Source organism: Myxococcus sp. RHSTA-1-4 (assembly GCF_020037125.1).
In the GTDB taxonomy this organism is placed as follows: domain Bacteria; phylum Myxococcota; class Myxococcia; order Myxococcales; family Myxococcaceae; genus Myxococcus.
In genome coordinates, this window is record NZ_JAIQDG010000044.1 from 1 (window position 1) to 18,402 (window position 18,402).

General features: G+C 71.0%; 15 protein-coding genes. 10 read left to right on the forward strand and 5 right to left on the reverse strand.

Annotated features, from left to right (window positions below; translation table 11 throughout):
• The first annotated feature begins 678 nt into the window (after positions 1-678).
• Positions 679-993, forward strand: coding sequence for a hypothetical protein (locus tag K8638_RS38810; RefSeq protein WP_223759785.1), 315 nt, complete (start codon positions 679-681; stop codon positions 991-993).
• 18 nt (positions 994-1,011) lie between these two features.
• On the opposite strand, the gene K8638_RS38815 is transcribed toward K8638_RS38810, so the two are convergent.
• Positions 1,012-1,935 (reverse strand): hypothetical protein, encoded by a 924-nt coding sequence (locus K8638_RS38815; protein ID WP_223759786.1) that lies wholly within the window; start codon positions 1,933-1,935, stop codon positions 1,012-1,014.
• Between the two features lie 647 nt (positions 1,936-2,582).
• On the opposite strand from K8638_RS38815, the gene K8638_RS38820 reads away from it, so the two are divergent.
• Positions 2,583-3,548 carry a hypothetical protein gene (locus K8638_RS38820; RefSeq protein WP_223759787.1) on the forward strand — a complete coding sequence of 322 codons (966 nt, stop codon included), beginning with the start codon at positions 2,583-2,585 and terminating at the stop codon, positions 3,546-3,548.
• A 79-nt stretch (positions 3,549-3,627) separates the two neighbouring features.
• Here K8638_RS38820 and K8638_RS38825 read toward each other — a convergent pair whose 3' ends face one another.
• Positions 3,628-4,476 carry a nuclear transport factor 2 family protein gene (locus tag K8638_RS38825; RefSeq protein ID WP_223759788.1) on the reverse strand — a complete coding sequence of 283 codons (849 nt, stop codon included), beginning with the start codon at positions 4,474-4,476 and terminating at the stop codon, positions 3,628-3,630.
• A 72-nt stretch (positions 4,477-4,548) separates the two neighbouring features.
• Between K8638_RS38825 and K8638_RS38830 the strand changes: the two genes are divergently transcribed.
• From K8638_RS38830 to K8638_RS38865, 8 genes are all read left to right on the forward strand, one after another.
• The gene (locus tag K8638_RS38830) at positions 4,549-5,496 is read left to right on the forward strand and encodes a LysR family transcriptional regulator (protein ID WP_223759789.1); all 948 of its coding nucleotides are present in this window, start codon (positions 4,549-4,551) and stop codon (positions 5,494-5,496) included.
• A 224-nt stretch (positions 5,497-5,720) separates the two neighbouring features.
• Positions 5,721-6,149, forward strand: a complete 429-nt coding sequence (locus K8638_RS38835; RefSeq protein WP_223759790.1) for a hypothetical protein — start codon at positions 5,721-5,723, stop codon at positions 6,147-6,149.
• Positions 6,150-6,943: 794 nt separating this feature from the next.
• Positions 6,944-7,105: a ribbon-helix-helix protein, CopG family gene (locus K8638_RS38840; RefSeq protein WP_223759791.1), complete on the forward strand. Its 162-nt coding sequence runs from the start codon at positions 6,944-6,946 to the stop codon at positions 7,103-7,105.
• The gene (locus K8638_RS38845) at positions 7,102-7,476 is read left to right on the forward strand and encodes a hypothetical protein (protein WP_223759792.1); all 375 of its coding nucleotides are present in this window, start codon (positions 7,102-7,104) and stop codon (positions 7,474-7,476) included. Before K8638_RS38840 ends, K8638_RS38845 begins: the two co-directional genes overlap by 4 nt.
• On the forward strand, positions 7,469-8,326 hold the full coding sequence (locus K8638_RS38850) for a class I SAM-dependent methyltransferase (RefSeq protein ID WP_223759793.1): 858 nt from the start codon (positions 7,469-7,471) through the stop codon (positions 8,324-8,326). Before K8638_RS38845 ends, K8638_RS38850 begins: the two co-directional genes overlap by 8 nt.
• 213 nt (positions 8,327-8,539) lie before the next feature.
• The gene (locus K8638_RS38855; RefSeq protein WP_223759794.1) at positions 8,540-9,253 is read left to right on the forward strand and encodes a response regulator transcription factor; all 714 of its coding nucleotides are present in this window, start codon (positions 8,540-8,542) and stop codon (positions 9,251-9,253) included.
• A gap of 11 nt (positions 9,254-9,264) precedes the next feature.
• On the forward strand, positions 9,265-9,711 hold the full coding sequence (locus tag K8638_RS38860; RefSeq protein WP_223759795.1) for a hypothetical protein: 447 nt from the start codon (positions 9,265-9,267) through the stop codon (positions 9,709-9,711).
• A 185-nt stretch (positions 9,712-9,896) separates the two neighbouring features.
• Positions 9,897-10,634: an alpha/beta fold hydrolase gene (locus K8638_RS38865; protein WP_223759796.1), complete on the forward strand. Its 738-nt coding sequence runs from the start codon at positions 9,897-9,899 to the stop codon at positions 10,632-10,634.
• A gap of 169 nt (positions 10,635-10,803) precedes the next feature.
• On the opposite strand, the gene K8638_RS38870 is transcribed toward K8638_RS38865, so the two are convergent.
• From K8638_RS38870 to K8638_RS38880, 3 genes are all read right to left on the reverse strand, one after another.
• Positions 10,804-11,862 (reverse strand): hypothetical protein, encoded by a 1,059-nt coding sequence (locus K8638_RS38870; RefSeq protein ID WP_223759797.1) that lies wholly within the window; start codon positions 11,860-11,862, stop codon positions 10,804-10,806.
• A 275-nt stretch (positions 11,863-12,137) separates the two neighbouring features.
• The gene (locus K8638_RS38875) at positions 12,138-13,115 is read right to left on the reverse strand and encodes a hypothetical protein (protein WP_223759798.1); all 978 of its coding nucleotides are present in this window, start codon (positions 13,113-13,115) and stop codon (positions 12,138-12,140) included.
• Complete coding sequence (locus K8638_RS38880) at positions 13,115-18,289, reverse strand: DUF4157 domain-containing protein (RefSeq protein WP_223759799.1); 5,175 nt, start codon at positions 18,287-18,289, stop codon at positions 13,115-13,117. The genes K8638_RS38875 and K8638_RS38880 overlap by 1 nt, the downstream gene beginning before the upstream one ends.
• Positions 18,290-18,402 lie beyond the last annotated feature (113 nt).

The following is an 18,402-nucleotide window of genomic DNA, read 5'->3' on the forward strand; positions in this document are numbered from 1 at the left end:
GAGCTGACAAGATGGAGCGGCCAGGCTCATGAGTGGCGAGCGCGTGGCGGGCCACTCGGAACGGAGGCTCCATTCCGTGCAGGGCAGCCCGAGAAGGGGGAGCTGACAAGATGGAGAGGCCAGGCCCATGAGTAGCGAGCGCGTGGCAGGCCACGCGGAATGGAACTTCCATTCCGGACCTGCACGGCTCAAGAGAGGGCTGACAGTCCGGGCGGGGGGGGGCAGGGCCCATGAGCGGTGAGAGCATGACCTGCCACGCGGAAATGGAAGTTCCATTACGGGCCCGAGCGGCGCAGGGGGCATGCCGGGGAGGCGGGTCCGATGAATGGAGAGCGCCCGGAAGGCCGTTCGGAACGGACGCTCCATTCCAGACCTGCGCGGCCGGGGGGGGCGACATGGCGGGAAAGCGGAGGCTGGGGCCTCGCGCGCCCTCAGGCTCCGGGCACTCCGAACAAGTCGGAGATGCCGTTCCTGCGACTGCGCGGCCGAAGTGGCTTCGCGGCAGGACTCATCCGCGTCCTGAATCAGGCCGCCAACCGCATCGTGGAGATGTGTCGGACGACCTTCCTCCTCGCGGAGGTATATGCGCGCGCGTATGACCGTGTGCACGCGCTGGAGTTGCGTGCTGAAGGTGCGCCTGCGAAAGGCGAAACTGTTCGCCTCGGGGGAGGCAAGCCCATGAACGTGAACACCCCAGCCGTCACAGCCAGCAGGGGCCGGCCCTGGCGGAGCATCGCACTGGGGGTTCTGCTGGTGGTGGGCTCCTGGGTGCTGATGGCCTTCAATGGCCTGCTGCTCATGGACTACGAGGACAACCACTTCGAGGGCTGGCACTGGACACCCATCAGCCGCGGGCTGTCCTCGCTCCCGCCCGGACACAGGGCCGCCTGGTGGGTCTCGGCGATCGGCTCACAGGTGGGCATGAATGTGGGTGTATTGCTCATCGGCCTCGGCATCTACCGCTTCCTCAAGGCACGCCGGAGCGCGCCATAGCGGGGGCCCCGGACTCCACTACCGGGTGGAGGACGCGGGCGGCTCGGGTTGGAAGAGCTCATCGCAGAGGGCCCGCATCTCCGCCGCGGTGTCCGAGGCCCTGCATTCGACGAGCAGTGCCGGCTGCTCCGGCAAGACGCCCACGTAGCCGGCCCACGGCGGTTCCCCCGTCACGCGCACGCAGGGAGTGCGGCGGCCCCGCAGCAGGCACGTCAGCGCCTGGGACGCCGTCACGTCCCCAGCCTCGTCCAAGGCCATGCGCAGCGCCGCGGCGGTCCGTTCTGGAGGCTCGTCCCTGTCTTCCCATACGAGCTCCAACCGCTCCTCGCATCTCAAGGCTCCGCCCCGGGCTCCGTGCCCGCTCTCCAGCACGCAGTCCCCGGGCAGCGCCACCTTCCGGCCCAGCAAGGCCTCCAGCTTCCGGGCGGTGAACTCCGAAGGCTCCTGGCGAGCTGGCACGCCGTCCTCCAAGAAGCCGTCCATCAACTGCTCACATCGCGCGCGGCCTCCGGCACCCTCCCGGGAGGCACAGGAGACCACACGCACCAACTCCTCCTCCAAGCGGCGCTCCGCGACGTATGCGGTCCATTCCTCCCCGGAGGCCGCCTCTCGCTTCGAGAGCCGGAGTGCCTCCACCGCGCCACCCGGCAGGTCGAGGCGAACAGGCGCCTGGCGGCTGTATCCCTGCCGGAGAAGCTCGCTCACCAACGGATTGTCCGAAGGCGGGGCCGGCTCGAGCGCATACGCCATGACCACGGCTTCACCACAGTGCCAGGGCCAGAGGGGAAGCGAGTCATCGTGCCTCAACTCTCCACGCTGGCAGGAGGCCAGCGGCCACTCGGGGATGGCGAGGGGCGCGGCCCGCTCGGGCGGCCGGGGCACGGAGGCACAGCCAGACAACAGCGCACAGGCCGCGAGCGCGGCGGTGGTGGAGCGGAACATGGGGCCCCCCGGGCATGAGACCGATGAGCGGACTCAAGCCGAGGAGACACCGGCCCTGGAATCGGCCCGCGGGGCCAAGGCCGCCGGCCTGAGCACTGATGAAGAACGAAGCGATTCGACCGGGAGGTGTTGCCCGGGTTGTGTTCTGACCGGTCCGCGCCAGAACCGCGGGAACGCGGTGAGGTAGCAGTCTGCTCGGGACACGAACCACTGCATTCACCACCAGCACCGCGCCCAGCATCCGCACGTACTCCTCGGCCGCCAGCGCCCACGCGCCACCCGCGGGAAGACGAAGAAGGACGTGTAGAGCACGTGCGTGCGCATCGGGCGAATAGGAGGCCTGTTGGGGGTGAGGGCTGGAGCAGAAGGGCCGAGGAGGGCCGCTGACGGGTGGAGCCTGAACGCCAGGCCGGGTGGAGAGGCCGCGCAGCCCCCCTGGGGTACACGCCAGCCCAGGCTGGCCCTCCCATGAGGTGCGCGCTGTCACCAGCAGCGAGCGTGGTGGACGAGCAGTCCACCGGGGCGGCGCAGGCCAACGCCTGAAATCGTACGGTCTTCTCCGACAAAGCCGCTTTTGCCGCACTGCGGCGATAATATCTCCGAAAGCCGGGTGAATTCCCACCCGGAGTCCGTTCGGGGAGCTCCACATGAAGTTGAAGGGAACGAGTTTCAAGGTCGGCACCGGCTCGACGAAGGTGGGCAGCCAGGTGAAGTACGGGCCCACCGCGGACCTGAGCGACGCGCAGAAGAAGAAGCTCCTCGAGCACTACGGCACGCACGGGAAGGGCAAGACGCAGCAGAACGCGCTGACGCGCCTGTCCCAGTACAGCAGCTCGCACAGCACCTTCGTGAAGGCCGCCGAGTCCTCCAAACGTCCGCTCACGGCCCAGGAGCTGACGGCGAAGCGCACCGGGCAGAACGCGCCCAACGCCAGCATCAACCACGTCATCGCGGCGGGCACCGGGCAGAACGTCCTCAACCACGAGACGCTGCGCTTCCAGGAAGGCGCGAAGCGGACCCAGGACGGGCTCGCCGCGCTGAAGAAGGACCCCGCCTCCCAGGCCGCGAAGAAGCAGGTGGCGCAGGGACTGGCGCAGCAGGCCGCCAGCGTGGGCCGCACACAGGGCTACTCGCGGGCCACCCTCAATGAGCGCCAGGGTGAGCTGACCCAGAAGCAGGTCCTGGACAAGCGCCGCGACGCGATGCAGGGAACGCTCACCGCGCTCCAGGGAAAGGACAGCCGCCAGCGCGTCACCGGGGACACCCCGGCGAAGCGCTTCGACGCGTACAAGGGCGTGATGAAGGACACCTTCGACGCGCCGGGCAACCTGCGCGTGGGGGACCGGACGCAGAACACCAAGGTGAGCACCGGCTTCGACGCGCCGCTCGACAAGCACGGCAAGCCCACCTCCCGCGCGGAGCGCCTCCACGACGCCCACCAGACCTACGCGCCGGACCGGCTGCTGAAGGACGACCGCGTCTTCACCAAGGACGACAAGGGCAACGTCATGTCCAGCAGCATGGAGACGGACGGCGTCGCGACCGCGGCGAGGAAGCCGAAACGCAAGGCGAACGACTCCAGCGACGCGCCAGCGACGAAGCGGAAGCGCTGAGTCACGCGCAATTGGCGCAGACGCGGCGCGCCAGCTTGGGTCCCAGCGACTCCGAGCGGGACTCTCTCGCAGAGGAGCCTCAGCGCCCCCCGGCCTTCGGGTCTCCCCAGGCCGCGGCGGCGATGCGCCACGTGCCGCGCTCGCGCACCAGCAGCAGGTGGTCGATGTAGCGCACGCCCTCGAACACCACATCCAGCTTCGCCGCCGCGATGCTCCCCCGCACCTCGACGGCGAGGATGCGCCACGGACTCTCCCGGTCCGTCTCGCCGCGAGACTGGTGGTCGGCGTAGCCCGCCGCGGCCTCGGAGAGCGTCACCCAGTCGAAGGGGATGCCCTTCACGTGGACGCGGTAGTACGGGCAGTCCGGCGTGTGCGTCTGGTGCAGCAGCGCGGGGCTGTAGGCGGCGTGCGCCTCAATCTTCCTGGCCAGCACCGCGCGGATGTCCCCCTCCGCGGACGGCACCGAGGGGAGTTGCTCACCCACCTCGATGCGCTCGAAGGCCTTGCCGACGATGCGCCAGCCCCCGGGCGTCTCCACCAGCAGCATCAGGTCATCGAAGGCGTGGCCCGGCCAGCGGGACACCGCCTCCACCAGCGCGAGCGGGCCCTCCCTGTCCAACACCTTCAGGTGGCGCTCGGTGGCGGGCTGGGGCGGAGACGCGCTGGAGTCCAGCCGCTGCCACCACTCCAGTTGTGTCACCCTGCGCAGCGCGCCGCCGTCGCGCTCCACCTGGAGCATGAGGGCACTGGGGTGGAAGGCCGAGCGCAGCGTCTGGCTGGAGCGGGTATCCGAGGCGCGGAAGTACGCCTGCACCGCCTCCTCCGGGGTGGCGTGCTGTCGGTGGGCGGGAGTCGGAGTGGGCATGACTGGGGAATGGGTGCAGGCGCAGAGTGTTGCGAGCAGCAGCAGTGGCAGGGACTTCGGCATGGGAGAAAGCTGCGCCTTCCCGGGCCTCACACGCCAATCGATAGTTCCAGACACGAGCCATAGAAATCCTCCATGGACTTCCCGGACCTCCCCTTCCTGGGCACCTTCATCAGGGTCTACGAGACGGGCAGCATCACCACGGCCGCGAGACGCCTGCACCGCACGCAGCCCACGGTGAGCTATCAGCTCCAGCGCCTCGAAGAAGCCATCGGGGCGCCCCTCTTCGAGCGGCGCTCGGCGCGGCTGCTTCCCACGGCGCTCGCGGACCGGCTCTTCCGATTCCTCGGCGGCTTCGCGCGCGACGTGCACTCCGTCCTCTCCGGCGTGGAGGAGGACCGGCCGCTGGAGGTGGTGTCGGTGGCGGGCTTCGGCCGCTACGTCCTCTTCCCCCTGCTGCTGGAGTCCCCGCATCCGCGCAACCAGCTCACGCTGCGCTTCCCTCCCGCCGAGGGCGTCTTCCAGCGCGTGCTGGAAGGCCAGGTGGACGTGGGTTTCACGTACCAGCCCACGGTGCACCCACGCTTGTCGCTGGAGCCCGTGTACGAGGAGCGGCTGGTGCTCGCGGCCGGGCCCACGTGGGCGCGGCGTCTGCGTGAGCAGACCGACTTTCAGGACGTGCCGTTGGTGACGTACGACGACGGGGACTACGTCGTCGGCCGCTGGCTCGGTCACCACTTCGGCCGGCGCCAGCCGCGCTGGCACTCCGTGGCCCACTTCGAGGAGTTGGAGGAGGTGCTGGCGCTGGTGGCCCGCGGCGAGGGCGTCGCCGTCGTGCCCGACTTCTGCCTCGGGCACGTGAAGGGCCTGCGCAGCGTGGGCTGGGGCAAGCCGGAGCTGGCGAACCCCATCTACGCGGTGCTCCGCGCCCGCGCGCCCGTGCGGCCCGTCGTCACGGAGTTGCTCGCACGTCTGCGTGAGCAGGGCGCCGCGACGGGGCGGGCTCCGAGCGCGCTCACCCGAGCAACCGCGCGACGCCGTTCCCCACCGGCCCGGCCGCGCGCGCTCTCTCCACGAGGGTAATCCCCACATCCGAGGGCCGAACGTCGCGAAGGGAGCGGTTCTCCACGATACGGGTCATGACACCCGGACCTCGCTACTGCCGCAGCGCCATCCGCATGTGGGGACTCCCCAAGCTCGAACGGTGCGCACTTTACTCCATCTGTGTGAAGGTGTATTCAATCCTCGCTAACACCCAAATCAAACGCTACAATTCACTTCTCGCAATTACTCGACAGGATCCACCAATGCCATTGAACCTCGCTCAACGACGTACCCTGAACAACTTCAAGACCACCCCCTATGTCAGTGGTTTTCAGGGCCTTGTCCGAGGCATCACCAACACCGAGGTTGAGGTTGAGGTCGATTGGACTTCAGTCGAAAACACCACGGACCCTGACTGGGTTCTGCGCGACGAATGCAAGTACGTCAAAGAGTACTTCTTCTCGCATCTGGAGAACGCCCTGAAGAAGGTATGCGCAGATGACTTCGGCAAGGACGCCTTCAAGGCCAAGATCAAGAAAGTCACCATCGCCAACAGCGAGCGAGACGATGTGCCGTTCGTTGAAGGCAACATCAAGCTCCTGGATGGCACACTCGCGATTCTCACAAGCCTTCGCGGGAACGTCTATATTGGTGAAGGAATGATCCAGGAGTTCCTGGAACAGAATCTGTGATTCCTGCGGCTGCAATGGATTGCCTGCCTTGGCTGGTCGCGATCGGCCGAGGCAGCAACAAGGCACATCCTTCTACGTAAAGCCAGACGTCGGGTCTTTGCATGGACCCAAGGGAGAAGCCCTCCAGCAAGGCGCACCGAGGCTGCTTTCTGGGAGGAGCCCGGACGTCCACTCCCGTCCAGCGCAGCCGCTGCTGTAGCGCGCTACGCCTCGTGCACCGTCAATGGGCACGTGTACGCCGCCATCACCAGGCGCCTGAGCCCCAGGCCATCTACCTCCGCGGCGAAGCCGACCTGTTGCCCGCTGCCCCCCGCCCGGATGACGTGCGCTCCAGCGCGGGGGCTGGAGCCCGGTGCCGCCGTCGCGGATCTGCGACACCGGTGTCGTGCCCGTGAGGCCCACTTCCATGAAGGGCTGCACGCCGGCGCCGCCGAGCAGGTTGGCCAGGGGCATCCACTGCGTGCCGTCGGCGCTGCCCTCCAGCACCAGCTCGTTCATGGTGCCCGACACCTCGAAGTTGCGCAGCACGGCCTTGCGCGGCACCACGGTCCGCGCAAGCTGCACGGCGACCTCTCGGACTCCCGGCTGGACGAGGGGACGCTGCGGCGAAATGACAAGGACGCCGATCAGTCTGCGGGACTTGAGACACTCCTTGCGGCCCCAGTTCCTCCCCTCTTGAGGGAGAGCTCGACCTCCTCGAACTTGCGCGCGTTGGCGACCGACGGTGTGCGAGCGGCTGTTGCGCGGCTGATGCTAGCTTGTTAGCTTGCTAGCATCCTAGATGCGAGGTGTCGATGGCCGACGACGTCAAGCAGTTCAACGTGTACTTGCCGGCCGCCCTCATTCGCGAGGTGAAGCACCACGCCGTGGAGACCGAGCAGTCGCTGTCGGCGATCGTGGCCACCGCCCTGCGCGATTACCTCGACAAGCAGTCACAAAAACGGAGAAAGCCATGACGACGAACGGAGTCGCAGGACTCCTCATCGAAACGCACAACTGGGGCAAGACGGTCGCGTTCTGGAAGGCACTCGGGTACGAGCTCGAGTTCGAGACGGATCACCACTCCGGCCAGCTTCGACATCCAAGCGGCGGACCGTACCTCTTCATCGCCGAGCGCCCCGAGGGCTCGCCGCTCCAGCTTCAGCCGGTGCTCACGGTACGCGACGCCGCGCAGTTCTCACCTCCGAGTTCGGGCACCGTCGTGCGCCCCTTCGAACCGCAACATTGGGACGTTCTCGAGTTGCTGCTGGCCGATCCCGATGGCCGCCACTTCAGCGTGCAGGCGCCGTTGCCCGAAGGAGCCAAGAAGGAGCATCATCATGGCTGACGCGTCGCCCCTCGCTCCCGACAACACCGCTGTCCGCGTCGCGCTGTGGCGCGCGCTCCACGTGCTGACCGATCCCGCGCCGCACGTGTTCGAGGACAAGATCGGCCTCGCCCTCGCGGCGCCGGACGCCGATTGGCAGAAGCGACCGGACATGAGCCCGTTCACGCGGCCCTTCCGCGCCTCCATCGTGGCTCGCGCGCGCTTCGTTGAAGCTCTCCTCGAGGAGCAAGCCGCTCGCGGTGTCGTGCAGTACGTCATCCTCGGAGCGGGCCTCGACACCTTCGCTCAGCGCCGGCCGGAGCTCGCCTCCCGCCTCCGTGTGTTCGAGGTCGACCAGCCGGGTCCCCAGGAGTGGAAGCACCAGCGTCTCGTCGACCTTGGTTTCGGTGTCCCGCCGTTCCTTCGGCTCGTGCCGGTCGATTTCGAGCGCGGCGATGCGTGGTTGGAGCGGCTGGCAGCGGCGGGCTTCGACGCGAAGCAGCCGACGCTCGTTGCCTCCACGGGCGTCAGTATGTACCTCACGAAGGACGCCATCGCGGCCACGCTGCGCCAGATCGCGGCACTCGCACCAGGCTCCACGCTCGTCATGTCGTTCATGCTGCCGATCGAGCTCGCGGACCCGGACGTGCGCCCCGGGATCGAGGCAGCGGCGCGGGGCGCGCGAGCGAACGGCACGCCGTTCATCAGCTTCTTCACGCCGGAGGAGATGCTCGCGCTGGCTCGCGAAACCGGCTTCCGAGACGTGAAGCACGTGTCGGCGGCTGCTCTCGCCGAGCGCTACTTCGCAGGTCGCGCCGATGGTCTTCGTCCGCCCACCAACTCGGAGGAGCTGCTGGTCGCGACGACGTAGCGCCGGCTCGTCACATCTTCCGCGTGAGCCCGGTGCAGGGCATTCCGGCGACGAGCGACTCGGCCAGTGCCTCATCCGTGTCCCCCGTCACGTGAAGCTCCGCTTGCGCATAGGGCGAAGAGGAGGCCAGTTGGGGGTGAGGGCTGGAGGGGTGGCCCTGTGCGCACCGGCGCCTCGCGAAACCTTTTCACGCGCCGCGTGTTGCCGGCTCTCATGGACAACGTGGGAGACAGTCCCCTCCAGGTGCTGCTCGCCGAGGATGACGAGAAGCTGGCCCGGCTGACGGCGCGCTACCTGGAGCGCCGTGGCATCGCCCTGCGGGTGGTGCGCTCGGGGACGCAGGCGCTGCTCGAGGCGGTGCAGCGCCCCTTCGACGCCGTCCTGCTGGACGTCATGCTCCCGGGCCGGAATGGCCTGGCGGTGTGTCAGGAGTTGAGGCGGCGCTCACACGTGCCCATCATCATGGTGACGGCCCGGGACGAGGAGGCGGACCGCGTCCTCGGCCTGGAGCTGGGCGCGGACGACTACCTCTCCAAGCCCTTCTCCTCGCGGGGGCTGCTCGCGCGAATCCACGCGCAGGTCCGCAGGGCTCGCGGCAGGGCGGGGCCGGAGCTGGGGACGCTGCGGGTGGGCGGGCTGGCGCTCGACACGCGCAGCTTCCAGGCCACTCTCGACGGACGGCCCCTGGGCATCACCCCTCACGAGTTCGCCCTGCTGCGCGTGCTGGCCGAGCGGACCGGACAGGTGCTCACGCGCGAGCGGTTGCTGGAGCTCGCCCGGGGCAGCGCGGAGGAGGTGTTCGACCGCGCGGTGGACGTCCACATCTTCCGCATCCGCCAGAAGCTGGAGCAGGACCCGCGCAGGCCCCGGCTCCTCAAGACGGTGCGCGGCGCGGGCTACATGCTGGTGGCGGGAAGCGAGCCGTGAGCGGGCCGCGGATGCTTCCGCGCCTCTACCTCATGGGCGTACTGCAGTTCACCCTCATCACCGGCGCGCTCACCCTGGCGCGGCAGCACGTGCTCCAGACGCCGGAGCGGCGGGAGGTGCTGCGCCTGGGCTCGTACCTCGCGCTGGAGCTGACGCCGCTGCTCGGCCAGCCCGCGCCGCTCCAGGCTGCCCTCCAGCGTGCGCACGAACGGCTGGGCGTCCGCGTGACGGTCCGCGAGCTGCGGAGCACGTTGCTGGTGGGCGGGGCCGGTGCTCCCCACGCGCCACTGCCCTCGGAGTGGCTGTCGCCCTGCGCCATCGCCGGCAAGGCCAGCAGCGCGAGCGCCGCGAGGCCGGTACGGAAGGGACTGCGTCTCATCTGGCTTCTCCCTGGGTGCCCCGGAGTGGAGGTGCTGGGGCCGCGCAAGTGCGGCTCCCAGGGGGCAGGCCCAGGTTGAGGGCGGGGTGCTACGTGAGAATGTCTCGCGGATTTCCAGGCGTGCCAGCGCGGCGGCGCGCCTTCACGCTCATCACGCACCGCGGTGTCTGCAAGTGAGGCCCCCTCTCACCCACGAACGCCCTGCCGCCGGCTCGTTCCAAGGCATACTCCCCCACGCACTCCCCTCACACCTGGAGCCCGAGCATGGCCACCTTCGTCCTCGTCCACGGAGCCTTCTACGGCGGTTGGTGCTGGAAGCATGTCCGGGCATTGCTGCGCCAGGCCGGCCATGAAGTCTTCACCCCCACCCTCACCGGCAGCGGCGAGCGCCACCATCTCCTCTCCCGTGAGGTGAGCCTCGCCACCCATGTCCAGGACATCGTCCAGGTGCTCGAGCATGAGGACTTGCGTGACGTCGTGCTCGTCGGCCACAGCTACGGCGGCATGGTCATCACCGGCGTGGCTGACCGCCTCCCCGGCCGCCTGCGGCACCTCGTCTACCTGGATGCCCACCTGCCGGACCCTGGACAGGCCGCCAGCGGTGCCTTCTCCGAGGGCACCGCCGATGTCCTCCAGTCCCTCGCCCAGGCCCAGGGGGAGGCGTGGCTCCTTCCCCCCCTCCCCCTGCACGTCATGGGCGTCACCCGCCCCGAGGATGTGGAATGGGCCCAGCCCCGCCGCGTCCCCCACCCCCTGCACACCCTCAACGAGCCCCTCCCCCTCCACCGCGGCCCCTCCACCCTCCCGGGCACCTACATCCGCTGCTCCCAGCGCGAGGGCCTCTTGCAGGCCTTCGGCACCGACCCGCTCGCCCCCTTCTTCGACAAGGCTCGCCAGCGCGGCTTCCGCTTCCTCGACATCGACTCCGGCCACGATGCCATGATCGCCGTTCCCCAGCTCACCGCCCAGGCCCTGCTCGAGGCCCTCTCCCCCGCACCGTGAGGGGCCCCTCCATGACGTTGCCGAACGCCTCGCGGTGGGCGAAGCGGTGCCACTGCTGAAAGGCGAAGCCTGTTGCCCGCTGCCCCCCGCCCGGATGACGTGCGCTCCAGGGCGGGGGCTGGAGCCCGGTGCCGCCGTCGCGGACCCGGCTCCCCCCGCGGGCGGGCCGCTACTCGAAGAGGGAGAACTGCCCCAGCGAGCGCAAGTCTCCCGTCGTATCCCGCGGGGTTGCCCGCACACGGACCTGCGACACCGGTGTCGTGCCCGTGAGGTCCACTTCCATGAAGGGCTGCACGCCGGCGCCACCGAGCAGGTTGGCCAGGGGCATCCACTGGGTGCCGTCGGCGCTGCCCTCCAGCACCAGCTCGTTCATGGTGCCCGACACCTGGAAGTTGCGCAGCACGGCCTTGCGCGGCACCACGGACCGCGAGAGCTGCACGGCGACCTCCCGGACTCCAGACTGGAAGAGCACGAGCCCGTCGAGGTCGCCGCTGGTGATGCGGCAGGGCGGCTCGGCGTTCAGGTAGGTGCACGCCGCGCCACGGCTCACCGGGACGAGGGCGCGGCGAGGCAGGGCCACATCATCGCTGGAGTACTCGAGGCCGACCGTCACGCCCCCCGCCTTCGCCACGCGCTCGACGTTGACGGAGGCCTTGAGCCCCTCCGCGTCCTCGAGGACGTAGTCGCTCAGGTGGACCGGCGAGGAGGCCTTGAGCACCTGCCAGGCATCCCATCCGCCCGACGCGCGGATGGACAACACGTGCTCATCATCCCCGGCACCGTGGGTGGCGGACAGGGGCCGGAAGCCCACGCTCACCCCCTGCGCCTCCGCGGTGGCCGTCAGCGTGCCGGTCCACTCCTGGAAGGCGGGCAGCGCCACCTCCGACTGCTGGATGAGGAAGTAGGCCGAGACGCGCCTTCCCTGGGACTGCGCGGGCGAGCGGGCGACGAAGCAGCGCGCGATGCTCCCGTTGCGGGTGTCCGCCCCCAGCAGGTCGAGCTCGAAGGTGCCATCGGCTCGGGTCTTCACCGACCTCCAGCTCGACGTGAAGGCCGCGAACGCGCACGAGGAGTTCTCGCTGCGGTAGAGCTTCAGCAACGCTTCCGGGAGCGGCGCGCCAGCCTCGTCAACGAGCCGCCCACTCAGGACGATGTCCAGCTCCTCCTCCACCTTGCTCTCGGTACAGCCGCCCAGCATCGCCAGCACACCCAGTGTCAACGTGCGCATCCATCGCATGGGAACCTCCTCCACCCGTGAGCCTCGCTGCCAGTGCAAAACCGGTGCAGAGCCCCGCTCCCTCTGAAGACGAGAGCCCGGCCCCGTCCGTTCCTGACAAGGCCGTCATGGCGCGTCCCCTACGCGGGTGCCACCGCCACTTCGCAGCTCCCGGCTGAATACCCTCAAGCCTGCCTCCAGCCCCCGGGCCGGCACCAGGGAGGGGAATTGCCTCGTGCCCCGAGGGGGAAGGCAGCGCGGGACGCGCAGGAGGAGCCACGCCCCGGTCAGCCCTCTTCCAGCGCGTGAAACTCTCCGTCCGGGCCCGTGAAGTACACGCGGGCCCCGATGTCGGACAGCGGGCGCGCTTCCCTGCGGGCCGCGGCCTCGTCGGGGAAGATGACGCGGACCTCGCGGAGGGGGCGGCCGTCGGGCACCACGCCCTCGCGCAGGAAGGAGAGCAGGTTGTAGACCTCCCAGCCGTGGGGGTGGGTGCCCGGAGGGGTCCAGGCGGCGAACGTGAGGACGCCGGTGTCGGGCTCATAGCCGGCGGGGCGGAGTGTCTCCGTGCCGGCGAAGTAGAGAGGCTCTTCTTCTGGTAGCGGGGTCGCGGGGCGGTAGGTGGTCCGCCCTGCGCGCGCGGCGCGCGCGAGCGCCCACTGGGAGGGCCCGGCGGCCTCCAGCCAGCGCTCGGTGTCGAGCGCTGCCTCGCCGCGTGACACGAGGAGGAAGCCGTCGCGCTCTTCCACGTGCTCCCAGGCCGCGAGGAAGGCCTCCACGGAGGTATAGGCCTCCTCGACGCGGGAACGCCGGACGAGGACGAGGATGGCGTCGGGAGCGGCGAGGGGCGCGATGGGGAGGCAGTTGGCACCGACTCCCCGGAGGACGCTCATCGACGCGATGCCGGTGCCGACGCCCAGCAGGCCAATCCAGCGGCGCGCCGCCGCCACGGTGGCCGGGATGAGGTGGACGGCGTCACGCTTCACGTCCACGGGAAGTCGGAGGTTGAAGCGCGTGCCGCTCGGGCCCACCGGGGTGATGACCCCAGCCCAGCCGTCCGGGAGTTCGAAGGCGAGCCCGCCCTGCCCGAAGGCGTCGGGTGGCGGCGTGGGCGTAGGCGGGCGCGCGCGCGCGTCCATCCCCCAGGCGACGAGCGGCGGGAGGCCGGCCGCCTCCCACGTCTGCCGCGCCCGCGCGGCCACCTCCTCGAGGCTGGAGGCGATGAGCTGCGCTTCGATGGTGAGGCTCTCCGGGTAGCGGGGCATCAATGTTCCTCGGTGCCGCCCGTGCTGGGGGTGGCGGGCGGGGCCGCGGCGGGCCGGGCGGCCGCGGCGGCACGCGGCACGGGCTGGAGGTTCCCGTCGGCGTCGACGTACACGACGCGGATGTTCGGGTGGCGGCCCTCGGCGTCGAGGTTCGCGACGATGCGCGAGGCGTTCCGCTGGCTCTCGCAGATGTAGACGACGCCCGCGTAGCGGGCCCCGTTCACCGCGACGACTTCGCCGCCGTTCGCGGTGAGGTTCTGGTGGTACCCGAGCGACTGCGCGGGGTCATAGGAGCCGCCGAGCTTGTTCTCGCCGAGGAACTCGCGGGTGACAGTCTGCCCGCCTTGCGTCTCGGAGAGGCGCACGGCCGTGTCGGCGAACCGGTCCGCCCCGTTCCAGTGACCGAGGGCAAGCTCACGGTCGCGTAGCGAGGTCATCGAGAGCGTGCCCTCGCCTCCCCGGAGGCGCCGGTTGACCCAGCCGGTGAAGAGGGCGCCGGCCGAGGCGTTGTCCGGCTGCTGCGCGAGCACCAGGTCCAGCCGGTCGCGCTGCACGGCGGGCGTCGCGGTGCCGTTACCCGTGATGACGTCCAGCTCGTCGCTCCGGAGGGTGCGGCGGAACTGGCCGTAGGCGGCCTCGCCGTACCCCTGGGAGAGGTGCGCGGTGGCGCGCGCGGCCGTCTCGGCGCCGGTCCGCAGGTTCTGGCCGGGGTTCGCCTCCGCGATTCCGTCCAGGACCTCGAGCGCGGGCGTCCACTGCCGGAGGATGCCGCGGGACGTCGCGTCGTCCCGCACGCCGCGCCCGGTGAGCGCGGTCTCCAGGGGGGCGTAGTCGCCCGTGGGGTGCGTGATGCCCGCGGAGGCCTGGCGGGTCTCGAACGTGCCCCGCCGCGGGCGCGGCTCCACAACCATCCGCCCGTCGCGGCGCAGGGGCCGGCCGTCAGGGCCGTGCACGACGCGCATCGACTGCTCGGTCGCGCCCGGGATGAGCTGAAGCTGCCAGCCGGTGCCCTCGCGGAGGTACTGGTGGCCCGGCGGCGGCGGGTCGTAGCCGGCGCGCTGGGCGAGCGCGCTGTTGATGTCCGAAGCGCTCCCCGCGCGCACGAGCACCGGGTGGCCGCCCTCGCGGACGACGGTGTACTGCACCCAGTCCGAGCCGCGCGTGTAGAGCGGGTCGGCGACGAGGTCGAAGCCCTCCCCGCTGGTACGGCGCCGGTAGAAGTGGCCGGCGGGAGGCTCGGGGTAGCCGGCCGCGAGCGCCGCGGTGCGGTTCGCGTCGCGCACGGCCCCGCCCTCGACCGCCACGTAGCCGCGGCCTTCGGCGTCAATGCCCTCGCGTATCGTCGCCTCGTGGCGGGCAACCTGGGCGTCGAGGTGGCCGAGGTCGGCGACGAGGTCCTCCACCGCGCCGGGGTCACGGGTGCGCGCGAGGGCCTCGAGCCGCTGGCTGACGAGCCGGTCGAGCTTCTCGAGCTCCAGCCGGGCCTCGAACAGCTGGGAGCCGGGCTCGGGCGCGGAGCGGCCGGTCAGCCAGCGCCGCAGGCGGTTGATCACCCGGCGGATGCGCCCGGCCACCCCGGAGTAGCCGCGCAGCGCGTTCACGAGGGGGAGGTGGGCCGCGATGTTGTGCGCGGCGCCAGGGCCGACGAGGACATGCACCGAGCCTGCGTCGACGAGGCCGTCCCGGCTTTCGTACACGACCCGCACCTCGCCGGTCGGCAGGTCCGCGCTCTCCCTCACGTAGGCCTGCAGCGGCCTCGGGATGTCGGCATCGATGCCAGTGGTGACGCCGCGCGGCCGGTCCTCGATACGCGGCCGCGCGCCCGCGGCCCCCTCCCCGAGCGTGCCCTGCAGCGATTCCGCGTGCCGCCGCGACGCCAGCGCCCCGCCCGCCTGGATTCCCACCTGGAGGAGCGCATTGCCCAGAATCTCCGCCGCGCGCGCGGCGCGCATGCCGGCGGGGAGCCCCTCGAGCGCCGCGAGCTGGTCGAGGAGGCCCGTGCCCATCATCACCATGCCGAGGCCGTCGGAGCCGAGCCCGACAATCCACAGGGCGCCCTGCACCCGCGCCCAGCGCAGCGCCGAGCGGGTGACGCCGCGCCCCGCCTGCGAGGCCACCCGCATGCCCGCGCCAAGCTCGGAGAGCCCCACCACGGCGCCCACGATGTCGACGATTTCCATCGCCGTCTGCGCGTCCACCCGGAGGGTGCCCATCTCGTGGCGGTGGTAGAGGCGGTAGGCCGACGGCATCGCGCCGACGATGCCGACCGGCACGAGCAGGACCAGCGAGGCCCCGCCGGTGAACGGCGCGGCGACGATGGCGGCAATCGTGATGAGCTGCGTCACGTTCTCGACCGCGTTGACGGCAATCGTGGCCAGGCTGCGCGCGACGCGGACCGTACGCGCCACCCCTCCCGACGACGGCGTGGCGACGGCGCCCGACGTGTCCGAGGGAAGGAACACGGAGAGGTAGCCGACCCCGTAGCCGCTCTGGCCTTCGAGAATCTCGAGGATGGCGTTGAGGATGGCGTCGTGGTTGGGGTTGTCGCGAACGTGGGAGCCGTCGGACCACGCGTCCTCGAAGCCGCTCCGTTCGGTGGTCAGGTCGGAGACCGTCCAGTGCGCGCGCCGGGGGTCTCGCCTGTCGTCGAGGCGCGCGGCCTCGAGCAGCAGGTGGATGGGGTCGCCCACGTCCGTCACCAGCGTGCCGACGAGGCGGACCGGGCGGTTCGAGGTCACCGTCGTGCGGGCGCTCCGCATCGCGAGCATGCGCTCCACCGAGGTGAGCTGCTGGGCGACCCCTTCGGAGGTGAGCCCCTCCTCGCCGGGGGCGGGGGTGCGGGCGTCGATGCGCGCCTTCTGCGCCCGGAGGTCGCGCAGCCGCGCCTGGAGGATGGCCTCGATGCTGCCGTGGAGGCTGCGCCGGAGCGCGTCCCGCTCCGTGATGAGCTCCGCGCGGTTCGGGAGCGACTCGTCGGGATTCGAGAGGAGGCTCTCCAGCTCCGCGAGGCGGGCCTCGCCCTCGGTGAGGCTGCGCGTCTCGGCGGCGGTGCGGAGCTCCGCCATCGACTGCGCGGTGCGGGCCCAGAACGGAAGCCAGGCGACGCTCGTGGCGCGGCGGAAGCTCGACTCCTCGCGGTCCTCGTCGAACCGCGGGGACGCGCGGCAGCGCACGATGTGGAGCCCTCCCTCGGTCAGCGCGAACCGCTCCTCGTTCCGAGGCATCGTGACTTCGCTGATGACGTTCCGGACCACCGTGCCAATCGTGCTGACCATCGCGCTCGCGGCCACGAGGGTCTCCGCCCCCATGCCCGGGGGGCCCAGCCGCAGCTCGAGCGCGCCCAGGTCCCGCCGCACCCGCGCCATGTCCTCACCCGCGTAGCGGACGTCGCGCGCGAGCTCGGTCGCGAGAGGGTCCCAGAAGCTGGGCGCGCGCCCCTCCGCCTCGGCGGCCTCCGGCAGGTTGGCGATGTCGCTCTCGCGCACCTTGATGAGGTCCCACTCGTAGGTCCACCCCCCGAACGCGTTCCCGAGCGCCTCGTAGACGTCGGGCCACTGGATGGCCATCGTGAAGTGGTGCACGGCGTTGAGCGCCGCGTCGAAGTGGGGCGGCTCCAGCGCCGGGTAGACGGTCATCCGGCTCGGCAGCGGGGGCGCATTCACCCGGCTCGGCGTTTCCGTGACCACGGTGTTCCCCCGCTGCCCGGCCGGCACGCGGCCCAGGTAGGAGAGGAACCCGTCGAGTAGCTCGCTCCGCCCTTCGGAGCCCGCCCGCGCCCGGTCGAGCAATCCGCGCGGCTGCGTGGGCACGTACGTATGGAAGGCGACGACCCGGCGGGCATCCACGCGACGCGTGTCATCGTCGTTCGGCGGGAAGAGCAGCTCGTAGGCGGCGTGCCCCTGGAGGGCGGCGTCCTGGCGCACCTGGTCCAGCAGGCGGGTGATGGGCGCGAACGCGGCGAGCAGGTCCACGAGGCGCTCGGCCGCGGTATTCGCGTGCGCCGTGTCCTGGTGCCCCTCCCACGCGACCACCGCGTCGACGTACGGCCAGAGCTCGCGCCCGTACTGGGGGACGATGCCGACCAGGCTGCCCTGGAGCAGGTCGAACGGGATGTCCAGGCGGCGGCGCACGATTGCGCGGGCCGCGGCCTGCTGGATGGGCTCCGGCGGGGGAAACGCCCGCCCCGCCACGATGAGGCGCTCCTGCTCCGCCGAGATGTCGAGCGCCTCGTCCCGGCCATGCTCGCGCAGCCACGTGCGCAGCGTGGCGATGTAGACCGAGGCCATCCGCGTATCCACCCGGGCCCGCTCGGAGCGCTGCGGGGGGAGCCCGGTCACGGTGCCGCCCGCCGCGCTGGCCGCGGCCTGGAGGGCGCGCACCATGTCGGGGTCATAGCGCTCGCCCGTCAGGCGGAACGCGGCGATGGCGTAGAGGACGCGGGGGTCGGCCGGGTAGACGAACTCCGCCGAGTCCACCGGGTAGAACACCAGCTCCCCGATGTTCGCGAACATGCGCGAGGGCGGCGGGTGCGCGATGAACTCATCAATCGTCGGGACCTGCCCGTCGGCGTGGAGGAGCCCCGGGTCGTCATGACGCGCGTGCGCGAGCTCGTGGCCCAGGATGCGCGGCAGGTCGGCGCTCGCGCGCGCCTCGCCGGTGAGGAACACGTGCCCGCCGAAGCTGAACCCGCGCGCGCCGAGCGCCGCGCCAATCTGGTCGACCACGGCCCCCTCGTGAATGAGGGTGCCCGGGCGAGCGGGCGCGACCGCCGCGGCGGCAAGGGCGCTGCGCTCGGGGAGCGGTGCGCCCGGTCCGCGCTGGCGGTCGCGCATCCACCCGGCCTCGGCGTCGGCGCGCGCCTCGGCGGGGTGGCCGGGCGGGGCGACCGCGCGCGGCAGCGGCGGAGGAGGTGCGTGGACGGGGATGCGCCGGAAATCCCAGGCGGGCGTGGGGGTGATGGCGCGGGTTTCCGGTGCGGCGCCGCGGCGCGGGTCAGGAGGCGGCGTGCCCGGCGGGGGCGCGTGGACGGGGATGCGGCCGAAGTCCCAGGAGAGGCTGGCACCCGGGGCGGGCAGCTCGGGCGCGGGGCCGCGGGCCGACGCGTTGGCTGGCATGGCCGAGCGCGTGTCCTGCGTTGCGGCGGGGGCGGCCTGGGCCGGCGCCAGCGCGCGCATGGCTCAGACCTCGCCCTGGAGAGAGCGGTCCGCCTCCCCGACGCACGCCCACGGCAAGAAGCCCTCGACCGCAGTGTTCATCGGCGCCCACCCTACCACAGGAGCTCCACCCG

Bases quoted from the DNA above. Each gene is read 5' to 3' on its own strand.
- K8638_RS38810 (WP_223759785.1), top strand. From the start codon at position 679: ATGAACGTGAACACCCCAGCCGTCACAGCCAGCAGGGGCCGGCCCTGG.
- K8638_RS38815 (WP_223759786.1), bottom strand. From the start codon at position 1,935: ATGTTCCGCTCCACCACCGCCGCGCTCGCGGCCTGTGCGCTGTTGTCT.
- K8638_RS38820 (WP_223759787.1), top strand. From the start codon at position 2,583: ATGAAGTTGAAGGGAACGAGTTTCAAGGTCGGCACCGGCTCGACGAAG.
- K8638_RS38825 (WP_223759788.1), bottom strand. From the start codon at position 4,476: ATGCCGAAGTCCCTGCCACTGCTGCTGCTCGCAACACTCTGCGCCTGC.
- K8638_RS38830 (WP_223759789.1), top strand. From the start codon at position 4,549: ATGGACTTCCCGGACCTCCCCTTCCTGGGCACCTTCATCAGGGTCTAC.
- K8638_RS38835 (WP_223759790.1), top strand. From the start codon at position 5,721: ATGCCATTGAACCTCGCTCAACGACGTACCCTGAACAACTTCAAGACC.
- K8638_RS38840 (WP_223759791.1), top strand. From the start codon at position 6,944: ATGGCCGACGACGTCAAGCAGTTCAACGTGTACTTGCCGGCCGCCCTC.
- K8638_RS38845 (WP_223759792.1), top strand. From the start codon at position 7,102: ATGACGACGAACGGAGTCGCAGGACTCCTCATCGAAACGCACAACTGG.
- K8638_RS38850 (WP_223759793.1), top strand. From the start codon at position 7,469: ATGGCTGACGCGTCGCCCCTCGCTCCCGACAACACCGCTGTCCGCGTC.
- K8638_RS38855 (WP_223759794.1), top strand. From the start codon at position 8,540: ATGGACAACGTGGGAGACAGTCCCCTCCAGGTGCTGCTCGCCGAGGAT.
- K8638_RS38860 (WP_223759795.1), top strand. From the start codon at position 9,265: ATGCTTCCGCGCCTCTACCTCATGGGCGTACTGCAGTTCACCCTCATC.
- K8638_RS38865 (WP_223759796.1), top strand. From the start codon at position 9,897: ATGGCCACCTTCGTCCTCGTCCACGGAGCCTTCTACGGCGGTTGGTGC.
- K8638_RS38870 (WP_223759797.1), bottom strand. From the start codon at position 11,862: ATGCGCACGTTGACACTGGGTGTGCTGGCGATGCTGGGCGGCTGTACC.
- K8638_RS38875 (WP_223759798.1), bottom strand. From the start codon at position 13,115: ATGCCCCGCTACCCGGAGAGCCTCACCATCGAAGCGCAGCTCATCGCC.
- K8638_RS38880 (WP_223759799.1), bottom strand. From the start codon at position 18,289: ATGCGCGCGCTGGCGCCGGCCCAGGCCGCCCCCGCCGCAACGCAGGAC.